The 16,448-nt window shown below is 61.9% G+C and carries 10 protein-coding genes; 1 reads left to right on the top strand and 9 read right to left on the bottom strand.

What is annotated here, in order from left to right; translation table 11 throughout:
* Positions 1–201: 201 nt before the first annotated feature.
* The 6 genes from AAAX73_RS02320 to AAAX73_RS02295 all read right to left on the bottom strand — a co-directional run bounded on the left by AAAX73_RS02320 (position 202) and on the right by AAAX73_RS02295 (position 12,327).
* Positions 202–4,677, bottom strand: a complete 4,476-nt coding sequence (locus tag AAAX73_RS02320) for a DNA-directed RNA polymerase subunit beta' (protein ID WP_199574269.1) — start codon at positions 4,675–4,677, stop codon at positions 202–204.
* A 6-nt stretch (positions 4,678–4,683) separates the two neighbouring features.
* Entirely contained in the window at positions 4,684–8,175 is a 3,492-nt protein-coding gene (locus AAAX73_RS02315; protein ID WP_255415126.1) for a DNA-directed RNA polymerase subunit beta, read from the bottom strand.
* Positions 8,176–8,462: 287 nt separating this feature from the next.
* Positions 8,463–9,371, bottom strand: a complete 909-nt coding sequence (locus AAAX73_RS02310) for a UTP--glucose-1-phosphate uridylyltransferase (protein ID WP_118079369.1) — start codon at positions 9,369–9,371, stop codon at positions 8,463–8,465.
* A gap of 313 nt (positions 9,372–9,684) precedes the next feature.
* On the bottom strand, positions 9,685–10,062 hold the full coding sequence (rplL, locus tag AAAX73_RS02305; RefSeq protein WP_006235005.1) for a 50S ribosomal protein L7/L12: 378 nt from the start codon (positions 10,060–10,062) through the stop codon (positions 9,685–9,687).
* A 102-nt stretch (positions 10,063–10,164) separates the two neighbouring features.
* Positions 10,165–10,686, bottom strand: a complete 522-nt coding sequence (rplJ, locus tag AAAX73_RS02300; protein WP_006235004.1) for a 50S ribosomal protein L10 — start codon at positions 10,684–10,686, stop codon at positions 10,165–10,167.
* Between the two features lie 504 nt (positions 10,687–11,190).
* A complete protein-coding gene (locus AAAX73_RS02295) occupies positions 11,191–12,327 on the bottom strand; it encodes an aminotransferase class I/II-fold pyridoxal phosphate-dependent enzyme (protein WP_349124903.1) in 1,137 nt (378 codons plus the stop codon).
* Positions 12,328–12,420: 93 nt separating this feature from the next.
* Here AAAX73_RS02295 and AAAX73_RS02290 point away from each other — a divergent pair, with 93 nt between their 5' ends.
* Complete coding sequence (locus tag AAAX73_RS02290) at positions 12,421–13,080, top strand: hypothetical protein (protein WP_118079365.1); 660 nt, start codon at positions 12,421–12,423, stop codon at positions 13,078–13,080.
* A 1-nt stretch (position 13,081) separates the two neighbouring features.
* Here the strand turns inward: AAAX73_RS02290 and AAAX73_RS02285 are convergent, their stop codons facing one another.
* The 3 genes from AAAX73_RS02285 to AAAX73_RS02275 form a co-directional block, all read right to left on the bottom strand.
* On the bottom strand, positions 13,082–13,645 hold the full coding sequence (locus AAAX73_RS02285) for a DNA-deoxyinosine glycosylase (protein ID WP_118079363.1): 564 nt from the start codon (positions 13,643–13,645) through the stop codon (positions 13,082–13,084).
* 3 nt (positions 13,646–13,648) lie between these two features.
* Positions 13,649–15,049, bottom strand: a complete 1,401-nt coding sequence (locus tag AAAX73_RS02280) for an alpha-amylase family glycosyl hydrolase (protein WP_233542939.1) — start codon at positions 15,047–15,049, stop codon at positions 13,649–13,651.
* A 130-nt stretch (positions 15,050–15,179) separates the two neighbouring features.
* On the bottom strand, positions 15,180–16,376 hold the full coding sequence (locus tag AAAX73_RS02275; protein ID WP_118079359.1) for an MFS transporter: 1,197 nt from the start codon (positions 16,374–16,376) through the stop codon (positions 15,180–15,182).
* Positions 16,377–16,448 lie beyond the last annotated feature (72 nt).

Below are 16,448 nucleotides of genomic sequence, written 5' to 3'. Positions count from 1 at the left end.
GTTTGCTGCTCTACAGTCCTGGCTCGCACGGAGGCCACATTAAGTGGCCTCCGGCTCGTGCGGAACTCGCGACAAACTTAACCCCTGTGCCGCCCGGCCCGGGAATCCGACGTGCTCGTTGGGGCAACGTTCCTCATCAAAAAAGGCCCGCTCCCCTGTTGGGAAGCGAGCCTTTATAAGAACGGTTAACGTACTAGGAAATTACTCCTCGTCGTTGTCCTTGGCCTCTTCGGCGTCGTCAGTGTCCACGAGCTGGTTGAGCAGCTCGTCGAGGGAAGCCATGTCCTCGTTGATCGCGCCGTTGGCGGGAGCCTTCTTGTCGTCGATCGGGGCGCCCAGGAGCTCCTCGTCGGCGTCGGCGTGATGCGTCGGAGCGGAGGTACCCAGCAGGATATCGTCCGGACCGTCGGGGCTAAAGACCATCTGCAGCAGCTGCGAGAGGTCTTCCTCGTCGGCAACGTCGTCGTTGTTCTCGAGGATGTAGAGCAGGTCGTGGGCCTCCAGGCCGTCACGGAGCTCCTCGATCGCCTTGGCACCGATACCATCGATGCGCAGCAGATCCTCCTCGGACTTGCCGACCAGGTCGCCGACCGTCTCGATGCCGACCTCGCTGAACTTGTTGGTCCAGCGCTGCGACACGCCCAGGTCGTCGAACAGGTACAGGCGAGCCTTCTCGGCGGAGATGGTGTGGCCGTTGCGGGTGAACGAACCGTCAGCACCACCGAACTCGTCGTACCCGGCCCAGTCGAGCTGCTGCGGGAGCTGCTCGTCCAGGTCCTTGAGCTCCACAGGAGCCCACTCGGGCAGCGACTTGGCGTTGGGCGAAGCCGGGCCGTCGATGTCCACGTAGCCGTCGGCCGTACGATACGTCAGCTTGGCGTTGGCGTACGGCTTGAGGCCGGTACCGGCCGGGATCTTCTTACCGACGATGACGTTGGACTTAAGGTCGAGCAGGTGGTCGACCTTGCCCTCGATGGCAGCCTCGGTAAGGACGCCGGCGGTACGGATGAACGAAGCGCTCGACAGCCAGGAGTCGATGTTGGACGCGACCTTGAGCGTACCCAGGATGACGGGCTCGGCCACAGGAGCCTGACCGCCCAGACGGGCAACGCGCTCGACCTCGTCAGCAAACTCGTAGCGGTCGACGTACTGACCAAGCAGGTACTTGGAGTCACCGGGGTTGGTGATCTGAACGCGACGCAGCATCTGACGTGCGAGCACCTCGATGTGCTTGTCGTTCAGGTCGACGCCCTGGCTGGTGTAGACGTCCTTGACGCTCTCGACGAAGGTGTGCATCGTCGACTCGATGTCGGTCAGCTTGCGCAGGTTGCGGAAGTTGACGAAGCCCTTGGTGATCTGGTCGCCGGCGCGAACCTCGCAGCCGTCCTCGATCTCGGGCATAAAGCGCACCGAAGCGGGGACGCGACGCTCGTCGAGAACACGGGTGTGGTCCTCGGAGTCGGTGAGCGTCAGCACGTACTCGGACTTCTCGGGCTTAATCGAGAGGTGACCGGAGTACGGAGCCAGCTCGGCCTCGCGACCCAGGATCTTCTCGTTGACGTTGCCGACGATATCGAACATACGGCTGACCGTAGGCAGGCCCTGCGTAATATCGTCGACGCCAGCGACGCCGCCGGAGTGAATGGTACGCATCGTAAGCTGCGTACCGGGCTCACCGATGGACTGGGCGGCAATAATGCCGACCGCGGTACCGATGGCGACCGGACGACGGGTGGAAAGATCCCAGCCGTAGCACTTCTGGCACACGCCGTACTTGGAGCGGCAGGTGAGCAGCGCGCGAAGCTTGACCTTCTTGAGGCCCGCATCGACCATCTTCTGGATGTCGGCGACCTTCTCGATGTAGCCGTCCTGCTCAAAGAGCACGGTGCCATCGGGAGCCACGACGTCCTCAATGAAGCAACGGCCGACGAGGTCGGTGTTGAGGTCGGTGGTGCCGGGGATGATGAGGTTGTAGGTGACGCCCTCGTGCGTACCGCAGTCCTCCTCGCGGACGATGACGTCCTGGGCCACGTCGACCAGACGACGGGTCAGGTAACCAGAGTCCGAGGTGTGGGATGCGGTATCGACCAGGCCCTTACGGGCGCCGTAGGTCGAAATGAAGTACTCGAGCGGCAGCAGGCCCTCGCGGAAGTTCGCCTTAATGGGAAGGTCGATCGTCTCGCCGGACATGTCTGCCATCAGGCCACGCATGCCGCCGAGCTGACGCAGCTGGGTCTTAGAACCACGGGCGCCGGAGTCGGCCATCATATAGAGCGGGTTCTCCTCGTCGAACAAGTCGAGCATGAGCGCTGCAACCTTGTCGGTACAAGCGGTCCACTCGTTAACGACTTCGATGTGGCGCTCCGTCTCGTTGATGAAGCCCTCCTCGAAGTACTCGTTGATCTGGTCGACGTTGGCCTGGGCGCGATCGAGCAGCTCCTGCTTCTCGGCAGGGATGAGAGCGTCCCACACCGAGATGGTGAGGCCGGCGCGGGTAGCGTAGTGGAAGCCGGAGTACTTGATGGCGTCGAGGATCGGGCCGACCTTGGCCTCGGGGTAACGATCGCAGCAGTCGGCAACCAGCTTGGCCACATCGCCCTTGACCATCTTGTAGTTCATGAACTCATAGTCTTCGGGCAGGCACTGGCGGTTGAAGATGATGCGGCCGATAGAGGTCTCGAAGCGCGCGGTCTTGTTGCCGGTAACGTCGTAGTCGACGAACTCGTTCTTGCCGTTCTTGACGCGGAAGATACGGGTGCCGTCCTCGTTGATGACGTTGGCATCGGCAGCGGACACGCGAACCTGGATCTTGGCCTGCATGTCGACCTCGGAACGGCAGTCATAGGCGTGCAGCGCGTCGTCGAAGCTGGCGAACACGTGGTTCTCGCCCGGCAGACCCTCGCGGACCTGGGTGAGGTAGTACACACCAATGATCATGTCCTGCGAAGGGATGTTAACCGGCTTGCCGGATGCCGGCGAGCGCAGGTTGTTCGCAGAGAGCATGAGCACGCGAGCCTCGGCCTGAGCCTGGCTGGACAGCGGCACGTGGACAGACATCTGGTCGCCGTCGAAGTCGGCGTTGAAGGGCGAGCAGACCAGCGGGTGCAGGTGGATAGCCTTGCCCTCGACCAGCACCGGCTCAAAGGCCTGGATGGACAGACGGTGCAGGGTCGGTGCACGGTTGAGCAGCACGACGCGACCGTCGATGACCTCTTCGAGGATATCCCACACAAAGGTGGCACCGCGGTCGATAGCGCGCTTGGCGCCCTTGATGTTCTCGACCTTGCCGAGCTCGACCAGGCGCTTCATGACGAAGGGCTTGAAGAGCTCCAGCGCCATGGTCTTGGGCAGACCGCACTGGTGCAGCAGCAGCTTGGGGTCGGTAACGATTACCGAACGGCCGGAGTAGTCGACACGCTTGCCCAGCAGGTTCTGACGGAAACGACCCTGCTTGCCCTTGAGGGCCTCGGCGAGCGACTTGAGCGGGCGACCGCCACGGCCAGAGACCGGGCGACCACGACGGCCGTTGTCGAACAGGGCATCCACGGACTCCTGGAGCATGCGCTTCTCGTTGTTCACGATGATCGCAGGGGCGTCCAGGTCGAGCAGGCGCTTGAGTCGGTTGTTACGGTTGATCACGCGACGATACAGGTCGTTGAGGTCGGACGCGGCGAAGCGGCCGCCGTCGAGCTGGACCATCGGGCGCAGATCGGGCGGAATGACCGGAATGACATCCAGGATCATGTTCGCGGGGCTGTTGCCGCCCTTCAGGAAGGCGTCAACGACCTCGAGGCGCTTAACGGCCTTCTCGCGCTTCTGCTTCTGGGAATCCTCGTCGGCGATGATGGCCTTGAGCTTCTCGGCCTCGGAGGGGAGGTCGATGGCAGCGAGCAGGTCGCGGACGGCCTCGGCACCCATACCACCCTTGAAGTACATGGAGTAGTAACGGGTCATCTCGCGGAACAGCGGCTCATCGGAGATGAGGTCGCGCTCGGTAAGCTTCATGAAGGCGTTGAAGGCGTCCGTGCGGAGCTGCTTCTCGTCCTTGCACTCTTCCTCGATGTCGACGATGCCAGAGGCGATCTCCTCGGGGGTCAGCGGCTCCTCGTCGGAGAACTCGTCAAAGTTCTCGGGGTTGCCCTGCTCCTTGAGGGACTCGATCTGGCGGGCGCACTCGGCATCGATCTCTTCCAGATCGGCGGCGAGCTCCTCGCGCAGGTCGTCAGCGTCGGCCTCGCGAGCCTCGTAGTCGACCTCGGTGATGATGTAGCTGGCAAAGTACAGAACCTTCTCGAGGTCCTTGGACTTGATGTCGAGCATACGGCTCATCGGGAAGCTCGTGGGGCTCTTGAAGTACCAGATGTGGGACACGGGAGCGGCGAGCTCGATGTGGCCCATGCGGTCGCGACGCACCTTGGCCGAGGTGACCTCGACGCCGCAGCGCTCGCAGACGATGCCCTTAAAGCGGATGCCCTTGTACTTGCCGCAGGAGCACTCCCAGTCCTTGGCGGGACCGAAGATCTTCTCGCAGAACAGGCCGTCCTTCTCGGGCTTGAGGGTACGGTAATTGATGGTCTCCGGCTTCTTGACCTCACCGTGCGACCAGGAACGGATCTGGTCGGCGGAGGCAAGGGAGATCTTTACCGAGTCAAAATCAGTAGCTTCGAAATCTGCCACAGTCAACTACTCCTTATCAGTGGTCGTGGCGGCGACAGCCTCGGGTGCCTCGGCGGTCTCGGCATCCTGGGCCTCAACGTCGGTGTCAACGCCGGCGAGCGCAGCCAGGTCGTCGAGAGCAGAGGTCTCCTCGGCGGTCACAGGGGCGGAGGCGTCCTCGTCGGCATCGTGCATGGGCTCGATGTCCAGTGCGAGGGAACGGATCTCCTTGACGAGAACCTTGAAGGACTCGGGGATACCCGGAACCGGGACGTTCTCGCCCTTGACGATGGACTCGTAGGTCTTGACGCGGCCCACGGTATCGTCGGACTTGACGGTCAGGATCTCCTGCAGGACGTTGGCAGCACCGTATGCGTACAGTGCCCAAACTTCCATCTCGCCGAAGCGCTGGCCGCCGAACTGAGCCTTGCCGCCCAGCGGTTGCTGGGTAACCAGGCTGTAAGGGCCGGTCGAACGGGCGTGGATCTTGTCGTCGACCATGTGGCCGAGCTTGAGGATGTAGGACGTACCCACGGTAATGGGCTCGCGGAACTCCTCGCCGGTGCGGCCGTCGAACAGGCGGGTCTTGCCGCGCTCGTCAAGCTGGGTGACAAACTCGGGGCGCATGTGATCGCCAAAGGCAGCGGTGGCCTTGTTGAGCATGTTCTTGTTGGCGCGACAGATGACCTCGGCGATCTCGTCCTCCTTGGCGCCGTCGAAGACGGGCGTCGAGACGAAGAACGGACCGGGGACATACTTGTCGGAGTCGGCATCCTCGGTATCCCAACCGCAGGCAGCAGCCCAGCCAAGGTGGCACTCGAGCAGCTGACCGACGTTCATACGCGAAGGAACGCCCAGCGGGTTGAGGATAACGTCGATCGGGGTACCGTCAGCCATGTAGGGCATGTCCTCGACCGGCAGAACGTTACAGATAACGCCCTTGTTGCCGTGGCGACCGGCGATCTTATCGCCCTGCTGGATCTTACGACGCTGGGCGACGTAGACGCGCACCTGCTCGTTGACGCCGGGGGCCAGGTCGTCGCCGTTCTCGCGGCTAAAGCGGACGACGTCGATGACGCGGCCATAAGCGCCGTGAGGCATCTTAAGGGAGGTGTCGCGAACATCGTGAGCCTTGGCACCGAAGATGGCGCGCAGCAGGCGCTCCTCGGCGGTCAGAGCGCTCTCGCCCTTAGGCGTGACCTTGCCGACCAGGATGTCGCCAGGGCCGACCTCGGCGCCGATGCGGATGATGCCGTCCTCGTCGAGGTTGGCAAGCATGTCCTCGGAGAGGTTCGGGATCTCGCGAGTGATCTCCTCGGGGCCGAGCTTGGTGTCGCGGGCGTCGATCTCGTGACGGGTGATATTGATGGTCGTCAGCAGGTCCTCGGCCACCAGGCGCTCGGACACGACGATACCGTCCTCGTAGTTGAAGCCTTCCCACGGCATGTATGCCACGGTGAGGTTCTGGCCCAGTGCGAGCTCGCCATGATCGGTCGAAGGACCGTCGGCCAGAGGCTCGCCCTGCTCAACGGTGTCACCGACGCGCACGAGCGGACGGTGGTTGATGCAGGTGGACTGGTTGGAGCGCTGGTACTTGGCCAGGTGATACTCGTCCATGCCGCCGGCGTGCTTGACGATAATCTTGGAGGCGTCGGCATAGATGACTTCGCCGGCGTTCTTGGCCAGGGTAACCTCGCCAGAGTCCAGGGCGGCGCGACGCTCCATGCCAGTACCGACATAGGGAGCGGCGGGGTGAACCAGCGGCACGGCCTGACGCTGCATGTTGGCGCCCATGAGCGTACGCTTGGCGTCGTCGTGCTCGAGGAACGGAATCAGCGTGGCTGCGACGGAGAGCATCTGACGCGGCGAGACGTCCATGTAGTCGACGTCCTCGACAGGCACGTCGGCGGGAGCGCCGAAGGAGCCGTCGAAGTCGCGGGTACGGGCGATCACGGTATGCGGACGGACGATCTTGCCCTCGGCATCGGTCGTGATGAACTCGTTGGTCTTGGGATCGAGCGGCGTGTTGGCCGGCGCGATGACGTGCTTCTCTTCCTCGTCAGCGGTCATCCAGTCGATCTGGTCGGTGGCAACGCCGTTCTCGACACGACGGAACGGGGCCTCGATGAAGCCATACTCGTTGACGCGGGCGTAGAGGGCGAGCGAGCCGATCAGGCCGATGTTGGGGCCTTCGGGGGTCTCGATCGGGCACATGCGGCTGTAGTGCGAGTTGTGAACGTCGCGGACGGCCGTCGGCACGTTGGTGCGGCGGCTGGAGCCCGACTTGTGGCCGGCAAGGCCGCCAGGGCCGAGTGCGGACAGACGGCGCTTGTGAGTCAGACCGGTCAGGGGGTTCGCCTGGTCCATGAACTGCGAGAGCTGCGAGGAACCGAAGAACTCCTTGATAGAGGCCACGATCGGACGGATGTTGATGAGCGACTGCGGGGTGATCTCGTCGATGTCCTGGGAGCTCATGCGCTCACGGACGACGCGCTCCATACGGCTCATGCCGATACGGAACTGGTTGGCGACGAGCTCGCCGACGGTGCGAATGCGGCGGTTGCCAAAGTGGTCGATGTCGTCGACCTTGAAGCCCTGCTCGCCGGCAGCGAGGGACAGCAGGTAGCGAAGCGTAGCGACGATGTCCTCGTCGGTGAGCACCGTGACCTCTTCCTCGGTGGTGAGGTTGAGCTTCTTGTTGACCTTGTAGCGACCGACGCGGGCCAGATCGTAGCGCTGCGGGTTGAAGAGCAGGCCCTCGAGCAGGCTGCGGGAAGCATCCACGGTGGGAGGCTCGCCCGGGCGCAGGCGACGGTAGATCTCGATAAGAGCATCCTCGCGGGTAAGGGCGGTATCGCGCTCGAGGGTGCGCTTGATCACATCGGAGTTGCCGAGCAGCTCGATGATATCGTCGTTGGTGACGGCGATGCCAAGGGCGCGCAGGAACATCGTGGCGCTCTGCTTGCGCTTACGGTCGATGGAGACCATGAGCTGGTCGCGCTTGTCGACCTCGAACTCAAGCCAGGCACCGCGGGACGGGATGATCTGGGCCTTGTAGATCTGCTTGCCCGAATCCATCTCGGAGCTGTAGTACACGCCCGGGGAGCGGACGAGCTGCGAGACGACGATACGCTCGGTACCGTTGATGATGAAGGTGCCCTGATCGGTCATCATGGGGAAGTCGCCCATGAAGACGAGCTGCTCCTTGATCTCGCCGGTCTCCTTGTTGGTGAGACGGACGTCGGTCAGAAGCGGAGCCTGATAGGTCATATCCTTCTCGCGGCACTCCTCGACGGTGTGCGCGGGGTCGCCGAACTGATGCTCGCCGAAGGTAACCTCGAGAACATGGTTCTGGCTCTGGATGGGGCTGGATTCCTTGAACGCCTCACGAAGGCCCTCGTCCTTAAAACGCTCAAAGGATTCCCTTTGAACAGAGATAAGGTTGGGGAGCTCCATGGCCTCCGGGATTTTCCCGAAGCTGACGCGCTTGCGCTCAGTGGCAGTGTATGCGTAGGTCACCAGGTTTTTCCTCCTTCACGGAAATGCTCGGTGGGTTGGCGAGGCATAGCTTCGCCAGTTATCGCAACCTAATAGTTTATCAGGTACCGACCGTTGGGCAAGAAAAGCCTTGACGCGATTGAGTTTTTGGAGTAGCAAAGTTTTTCGACGGAAAACACGCAGGTAGATGTATGTGTATCGAACATCTGTTCATATATTTTCTGTGAACAGGGAGCCAGCAATCGCAGCTCTTATAAAAAACGGGCGCGAACCGAAGTCCGCGCCCGTAAATGTCGATGCCCGAAGGCTTACTTACGCATCAATCCGCCGCGCTCGTCGATGGCGTCCCAGAAGGCGCTGGCAAAGCGGGGGTCGCTTGCAGCCATGAGGGCGTTGGTGGCCATCCAGCCAGAGGGAGTGCCGGTGTCGTAGCCCGACAGCGGGTCGATGACGACTGCATACATGGCCTCGCGGTCGAGCGAACGTGCCATGGCGTCGGTCAGCTGGATCTCGCCGCCCTTACCGGCCTGCTGATCGGCCAGCAGGTCCATGACCAGCGGGCTCAGCAGGTAGCGACCAACGATGTACAGGTTGGACGGAGCCGCCTCGGGAGCGGGCTTCTCGACCAGGCCGCCGATGCGCCAAACGGCACCGGGCTCGTCGTCGGCGGCATTCTCGAAGCCCTCGAGAGAGCCCACGCGATCGCCGGCGATAACGCCGTAGCGGCTGACCTCCTCGGGAGCGCACGCGGCAACGGCGATAACCGAAGCGCCACCGTGCTCCTTGGAAACGGCGAGCATCTTATCGCAGATGTCGCGGTTGGGCACAACGTAGTCGCCCAGAAGAACCAGGAAGTTCTCCCCCGCCACAGCGTCAGCGGCAGAGCGAATGGCGTGACCGAGGCCCTTGGGCTCGTACTGATAACGGAAGTCGACCGGCATACCGCCCGCATGGGCGACGGCGTCGGCATAAGCATCCTTGCCGCGCTCGCGCAGCAGGTTCTCGAGCGAACGATCGGGCTGGAAGTAGCTCAGCAACTCGGGCTTGCCGGGAGAGGTGACGATAATGGCATCATCGACCTCCTCGGGGTCGAGCGCCTCCTCAACGACGTACTGGATGACCGGCTTGTCGAGCACCGGCAGCATCTCTTTGGGCGTGCACTTGGTGCCAGGCAGAAAACGCGTGCCAAGACCGGCGGCGGGGATGATTGCCTTCATGTTATTCAAGGATCCTTTCGCAGGCGCAGGATGCGCCCTGTGCGTGCGGCACGGCGGCCGCAGACCAAATTGCGATACCGAAGTATCTTACCGCCGGAGACATACGTCACCGTAAGGCAAACGCAATTCTTCAGCAGGTCAACGCAAATTATTGCTCGAATGGTGCAATTTTACGCCCCAGCGGTAACGGGATTGGCACGGCGAAGACAACGGTGTTCTGCGTGCCGAGCAATGGGAATGAGAGGCCAAAACAAAAAAGACGGGGCTCGCAATGCGAACCCCGTCTGCAAAGAAATCTGGCGAGAAAGCCTGATTACTTGAGGGTGACAGCAGCGCCAGCAGCCTCGAGCTTCTCCTTGGCAGCCTCGGCGTCCTCCTTCTTGGCACCCTCGAGAACAGCCTTGGGAGCGCCCTCGACGACCTCCTTGGCCTCCTTCAGGCCAAGGTTGGTGAGCTCACGGACGGCCTTGATGACCTGGATCTTGTTGTCGCCGAAGCCCTCGAGCACGACGTCAAACTCGGTCTTCTCCTCGGCCTCAGCAGCGCCAGCAGCGGGAGCGGCGACAACAGCGGCAGGAGCAGCGGCGGAAACGCCGAAGGTGTCCTCGATAGCCTTAACGAGCTCGGAAGCCTCGAGAAGGGTCATTTCCTTAAGAGCATCGATGATCTCATCGGTGGTAAGCTTAGCCATTTCTAAGTCCTTTCGGTTTCCGTGTCTGTGCACGGAGATCAGTTAAAACACGGCGCGAATGCGCCAGGGGTGCGACGTTGCCGCCGCGGGTGAAAGCAGCGACTAGGCTGCCTTCTGCTCGGAGACCTGCTGGATCGAACGAGCGAGACCAGAGGAAACGCCGTTGACGCAGACAGCGATGTCGCGAGCGAAACCGGAGATGAGACCGGCGATCTGGCCGAGAAGCTGATCCTTGGTGGGCAGCTCGGCGATAGCCTTAACATCATCAGCGGAAACGGCCTTGCCGTCGGAGATACCGCCCTTGATCTCAAGGACGCCCTTGGACTTAGCAGAGAAGTCCTTAAGGGCCTTAGCGGCCTCGACCGGCTCGGACTCGTAGAACACATAAGCGACGGGGCCGGCGAGGATCTCGTCGAGCTCGGGCTGCTCCTGGTTCTTGAGAGCGATCTTGACCAGGTTGTTCTTGTAGACCTTCATCTCGGCGCCGCACTCGCGAAGCTGATGACGCAGCTCCTGAGCCTGCTTAACCGTCAGACCGTTGTAGTTGACGACGAACAGACCGGCGTTCTCGGCGATACGGGACTCGATCTCTGCAACCTTGTCGATTTTGTACTGCTGGGGCATGAATTACACCTCCTCGAATTCTTTCCGGGCACGGTCCGCCACAAGGACGTGACGGGGGCATGTCCAAAAAGAAAGCCCCCGCGCTGCATGAGCGACGGGGGCGAGAAGACATATCTACTCGACCACCTCGGCTGGCGGGATATCCCATTAAGCTCGCGGGCGATGCCCGTTTGCACCGGCTGTCTCTGGCAGCGGATTCGTGCGTGAACCGAAAGTATTATGGCGGGGACCCCGGCGTCGGTCAACGGGCGCGAGGATTCGCACACAAACCCTGCATACGCTCCGGTCGGGAGGGGCAGGGCGAGTTTTCCGCTCGGTCAAGTCCTGAGCTCGCACGAAGGCCACATTAAGTGGCCTTCGGCTCGTGCGGAATCTACGGAAAACTCGCCCTGCCCCTCCCGACCGGAGCTACGTTACCTTTGCTGCGAATCCTCGTGTCCGTTGGCCGGCGCGCCCCACGCATAACCCTTATGTCGGTGGGCTGATGGGTTGGGTCCCGTTGGGCTACAAAGTTGAAAGGAAGGTGGACAGGCGTTTTAGGCCTTTGTCTAGGTTTTCGTCGCTTACGCAGTAGCTGAGGCGGACGTGGCCTTCGGTTCCGAAGCAGTTTCCGGGAACTAGGGCAACGTTGGCCTCTTTGATGGCTTTAATGCAGAAGTCTTCGCTGGTTAGGCCGTACTGTTTAATGCTGGGGAAGGCGTAGAAGGCGCCGGCTGGTTCCACTACGTCGAGATCCATGGCGTCTAAGGCTGCGAGTACGCGTTCGCGGCGGGCTCGGTAGACTTTGAGCATGGGGGCTGGGTCGACGGTCAGGGCTCGGGCTGCGGCGTCCATCTCGAAGGAGACGGCGCTCGATACTAGGTATTGGTGAGCTTTTGCGATCTCGGCGATGACGGGGGCTGCGGCTGCGAGCCAACCTAAGCGCCAGCCGGTCATGGCCCAGGGCTTGGAGAAGCTCTCGATAACTACCGTCTGATCGCGAAGCTCCGGGTGACGCTGGGCAAATCGCTCGTAGCCGTCCACGTAGACCAGGCGGTTATATACGTCGTCGCAGATTACGTAGATGCCCGTCTGGTCTGTCACGCGCGCCACGGCGTCGAGCGACGCCGCGTCGAGGATGCAACCCGTGGGATTGTTGGGCGAGCAGATGACGATGGCCTTAGTCGCCGGTGTCACGCAATCACGAAGTGCGTCTTCGTCAATCTGGAATTGTGCAGGCTCTGTATCCAAAAAGACCGCTTTGGCATGATTGGCCACGACGATGCTCTCGTACAGGCCAAAGGCCGGCGTTGGGATAATGACCTCGTCGCCGGGGTTGAGCATAGCCATAAATGTTGCCGACAGGGCCTCGGTCGCTCCGTCGGTCAGGATGACCTCGTCGGCCGAAAACGTAAGGCCCGCGTCCCCCATGTAGGCAGACAGCGCCTCGCGCAGGGCGGGGCGACCGTTGTTGGGCGGATAGTGCGTGTCGCCGCGGCCCAGCGCGGCGGTCACCTCGGCGCTAATCACATCGGGCGTGGGAAAATCAGGCTCGCCAAGCGCAAGCGCGATGCACCCCGGATGCTGGGCGGCGAGCGCATTGATCCGACGGATGCCGGAGGGCTTGAGCGTGGCAAGCGAGGTATTCATGGGCAGACGCATGGCGTTCCTTTCGTAAGGGTTGCACTAGGATAGCGCGGCGAGACGCCGCCAGACGGTGTAACCTAAACGGAAACCAACCGGAAAGGAGGCGGCATGGAGACGACCGCACACGGCGATATACCAAAAACGCTGTATAACATCGCGTTTGTCAGTATTCCCGAGAGCGCCGATCTTGAGTTTTTGCTCTGGGACCTCCAGGATGCCATCGCCGCCTATGCCCAGCTTTCTGGCACCGTACTCCCCCGCCCAGTCAACTTGAAGGCAAATGATGCCGGTGCAGTCGATGGCATGGTGCTCGCTGTTGACGATGCATTTGATGATGAGGCTATGATTGCTGTCGAGCAGATACTCGATCGCCTTGGGAATACAGAGACACGCATCTATGTCGTCGTCCAGGCCCTGTCAAAAAACAACAAGCAGGCGGACGAAGTCCTCGACCGCTTGCACCGGGCATGCATTCTACGTGACCTGCCATGGTGCGACGGCGTTGTCATCTGTGCCGGCAGCGGCATCGCAGCGCTTCACCATTCCCCACGCATGGGCGTCTTGCGCCGACCATTTTCGGAAGCGATGGATAAGCTTGTAGGCGCTGTGCGCATGGGCTGCTCCATCGAGCATGCGCAGCTGCTTGGCGGTGGCAATGCCGGTAGTGTCGATGCCGACGGCATGGTGCGTGCCAGGCCCGCCGTGCCCGCACCAATCTGGCGCGTCATCATCAAACGCCTCGGCACCCGCGCCCAATCAGATATCTAAATTACAGAGCGCCCCAATCAACGGCATCGCGCCAGCGCTCGACAAGGCGTTCCAGGCGCCATGCCGCATTGGCGGGACTTGTCGACGGCAGAACGATGGCGGGCAGCCCGGTGCGTTCTTGTAGATAGCGCCTGTAGAGCCGACCAGCTGTGCCACCGTTGCATATCACCTGCTCAATGGGGGCTGCGCCGGTAATGCACTCGATATGTGCCGGCACAACGTTGCGAATGCTCGCGTCACTCGAGCCCTTAATGTCGCAGCTCTCAATCACATCCCATAGGGCTACGCCGCCGTAAAGCAGCATAGATCGCTTGACGGCAATGGAGGCATCGAGCGCCGCGTGCTCACCGCTTGCCAAAGGATCGCCCTCGTTGGGCGGCACAGGCACACCGAGGCACGCGGCCATCACGCGCCAAAAGCGATTCTGCGGATTGCCATAGTAGAAGGCATTGGCGCGCGAAAGCACCGAGGGAAACGACCCGAGCACCAAAACGCGCGAGTGCTGGTCGAACACGGGCTCAAACCCATGCTCAATATGTTGATAGCCCTCGTCGGACGCCGCCATGATCTAGGCCCTCAACAGATAGCGCACCTCGTAGGGCGCAAGCTCGAGGGTGCCCGTCAGCTCGACCGCGAGCGCGTCGTCGGCAAGCAGATCGACAAAGGAGCCGTTGAGCTCGCCGGCGCCAAAGGTGTAAGGCTCGCCCACGGCGTTCACCGCCACGAGCACCGTCGCGCCGTCACAGGCGCGCTCGAACAGCAGCTGCTTGTTCTGGATCACCACGTTGCGATAGGCACCGTAGTTGAGGGCGCGGGCCGCCGCGCTGTCTGTCGAGCGCAGGTGCGTGAGCTGCTTGATGAAGGCCGTCAGCTCGTTGGGCGCAGGCTCATCGAGCGCAGGTCGCAGCGCCCAGTCGCCATCGGGGCCGCCCTTTTCGCCAGGAATTCCCCACTCGCTACCATAGTAGACGCACGGGATGCCCGGCATGCCAAAGAGCATGCCATAAGCGGGGCGCAGGCAGGACTTGTCCGTCAGGATGCTTGCCAGGCGCGGCACATCGTGGTTGTCGACAAAAGACAGCAGGTGTTTGCCGCGGTAGATGCACCACGGGTCGCCGCCAAACTGACGGTGCAACGAGTGGGCGATCTCGAACATGTTGACCGAGTTAAAGCTGGAGTACAGGCCCTTGTAGCACTCGTAGTTGGTGCAGGAGTCGAGCATCTCGTCGTTGACGATCTGGTTGTAGTCGCCGTGGAGCGTCTCACCAATCAGCACAAAGTCGGACTTGAGCTCACGGGTAAAGGCGTGCAGGCAGCGCATGAAGTCGCGGTCGAGCATATAGGCGACGTCCAGGCGCAGGCCGTCGATGCCAAAGACCTCGGCCCAGTGACGCACGGACTCAAGCAGGTAATCAACCACAGCGGGGTTTTGCAGGTTGAGCTTCACAAGCTCAAAATGGCCCTCCCAGCCCTCGTACCAAAAGCCGTCGCCGTAGCACGAGTCACCGTCGAAGCTGATGTGGAACCAGTCCTTGTACGGCGAATCCCACTTGCGCTCCTGCACATCACGGAAGGCCCAAAAGCCGCGACCGACGTGGTTGAAGACGGCATCGAGCACCACACGGATGCCGTGGGCATGCAGCGTCTCACACACGGCGGCAAAGTCGGCATCCCTACCCAGGCGGCGGTCAATATGGCGCAGGCTGCGCGTGTCGTAGCCGTGGCTATCGGACTCGAGCGGCGGGTTGATGAGCACGGCGCCAACGCCGAGTTCCTGCAGGTAGTCGGCCCATTGGGCGATCTTCATGATGGGAGCGTCGGGATTGGGCGCGGCGTTGGCAACCTGGGCGAGCTCGTCCTCGGCAACGGGCGCGGCATTCTCGTGCGGAGCTCCGCAAAAGCCCAGCGGATAGATCTGATAGAACGTCGTCTCGTATGCCCACATAACAGCCTCCCAGAAATCCTTCACGCAACGCCACCCATTGTATGCCCAGCTTGTATCCTCTTCCCCAAAATAAGTTGCGGTGGAATAGTTCCTGCTTGGGTCTTCAGAGGCCTTAAACAAGAACTATTCCACCGCAACTGATGAGGGGACGTGATTAGGCGACGGGCTTGGCGCGGCGTATGGCCGGGAACAGCACCGTAATGGCGAGGATGACGCCCACGACGGCGATCGCCCCGCCCGCAAAGCCGATCCAAGCGATACCGGGACCCGAAACCACGGCGCCGCCGATCGCGGTGCCCGTGCCAATACCGAGATTGAACAGGCCCGAGAAGATCGACATGGCGACAGCCGACGAATCCGCGGGCGTGTACTTGATGAGCTCGGCTTGAAACGCCACATTAAAGGCCGTGGCGCAGCAGCCCCACAGCGCGCAGACGGCAAGCACTGCCGCGAGCGACGATGCGGCCGGACCCATGAGCAGCAGGGCCGCCGGCACGCCGGAGAGCGTAATTGCAAGGAACGGGAAGCGATGCCCATCGAACAGGCGGCCAAACAGCCAGCTTCCGAGCAGACCAGAGCAGCCGAACGCCGTCAGCGTCATAGTGATGGCGCTTGCGTCGACATGCGCGACCTGAGCCAGGAAAGGCTCGATATAGCTATAGCCCGCGTAATAGCCGGTCGCCATGAACACCGTGACCACATAGAGTGCGATGAGGAACGGGTTCTTGAGCAGCTCGGGCAGCTGCTTGAGCGTAAAACGCTCGCCCGCTGGCATGACAGGAAACACCGTGGCCTGGTAGACGACCGCGACAGCAGACAGCGCTCCGACCACGGCAAACGTCATGCGCCAGCCCACGGCCAAGCCAATGGCGCGACCGAGAGGCAGGCCAAAGATCTGCGCGATGGACGAGCCCGTAGCGATCATGCTGATGGCGAGCGCGCCGTGGCGCGTGTCAACCAGACGCGAGGCCATAATCGAGGCGACCGACCAGAACACGGCATGTGCGCAAGCGACCACCAGGCGCGCGCAGACCAGGATGGGATAGGTCGGCGCCACAGCGGACAGGAACTGACCGAGCGAGAACACGGCCAGCACGCCCAGCAGCATCCGCTTGAACTCAAAGCGCGAGGCGAACACCATGAGCGGCAGCGACAGCAGCATGACGCCCCAGGCATAGACCGAGATCATGATGCCCGCCTGGGCCTCGGTGAGCGAGAACGACGCGGCGATATCAGTCAAAAGGCCGATGGGCATAAACTCCGACGTGTTGAACACGAACGCACAGCAGGTGAGCCCGACGAGCGGGAGCCACTGCCTGAGCGTGATACCGTCTTGCCTTGCCTGACTCATATATAACGTCTCCAATCATTTTGAGCGGAGGCGATTATATAGCAACGGCCCCGCATCCGTCAGCAACAGATG

Origin of the sequence: Collinsella sp. CLA-ER-H9 (assembly GCF_040092295.1) — a bacterium.
Classification (GTDB): Bacteria; Actinomycetota; Coriobacteriia; order Coriobacteriales; family Coriobacteriaceae; genus Collinsella.
This window is presented reverse-complemented; position numbering and strand designations above follow the sequence as displayed.

Excerpts from the sequence above, each read along its gene's own strand:
- AAAX73_RS02310 (WP_118079369.1), bottom strand. The coding sequence starts at position 9,371 with ATGAAGGCAATCATCCCCGCCGCCGGTCTTGGCACGCGTTTTCTGCCT.
- rplL (WP_006235005.1), bottom strand. The coding sequence starts at position 10,062 with ATGGCTAAGCTTACCACCGATGAGATCATCGATGCTCTTAAGGAAATG.
- rplJ (WP_006235004.1), bottom strand. The coding sequence starts at position 10,686 with ATGCCCCAGCAGTACAAAATCGACAAGGTTGCAGAGATCGAGTCCCGT.
- AAAX73_RS02295 (WP_349124903.1), bottom strand. The coding sequence starts at position 12,327 with ATGCGTCTGCCCATGAATACCTCGCTTGCCACGCTCAAGCCCTCCGGC.
- AAAX73_RS02290 (WP_118079365.1), top strand. The coding sequence starts at position 12,421 with ATGGAGACGACCGCACACGGCGATATACCAAAAACGCTGTATAACATC.
- AAAX73_RS02285 (WP_118079363.1), bottom strand. The coding sequence starts at position 13,645 with ATGGCGGCGTCCGACGAGGGCTATCAACATATTGAGCATGGGTTTGAG.
- AAAX73_RS02275 (WP_118079359.1), bottom strand. The coding sequence starts at position 16,376 with ATGAGTCAGGCAAGGCAAGACGGTATCACGCTCAGGCAGTGGCTCCCG.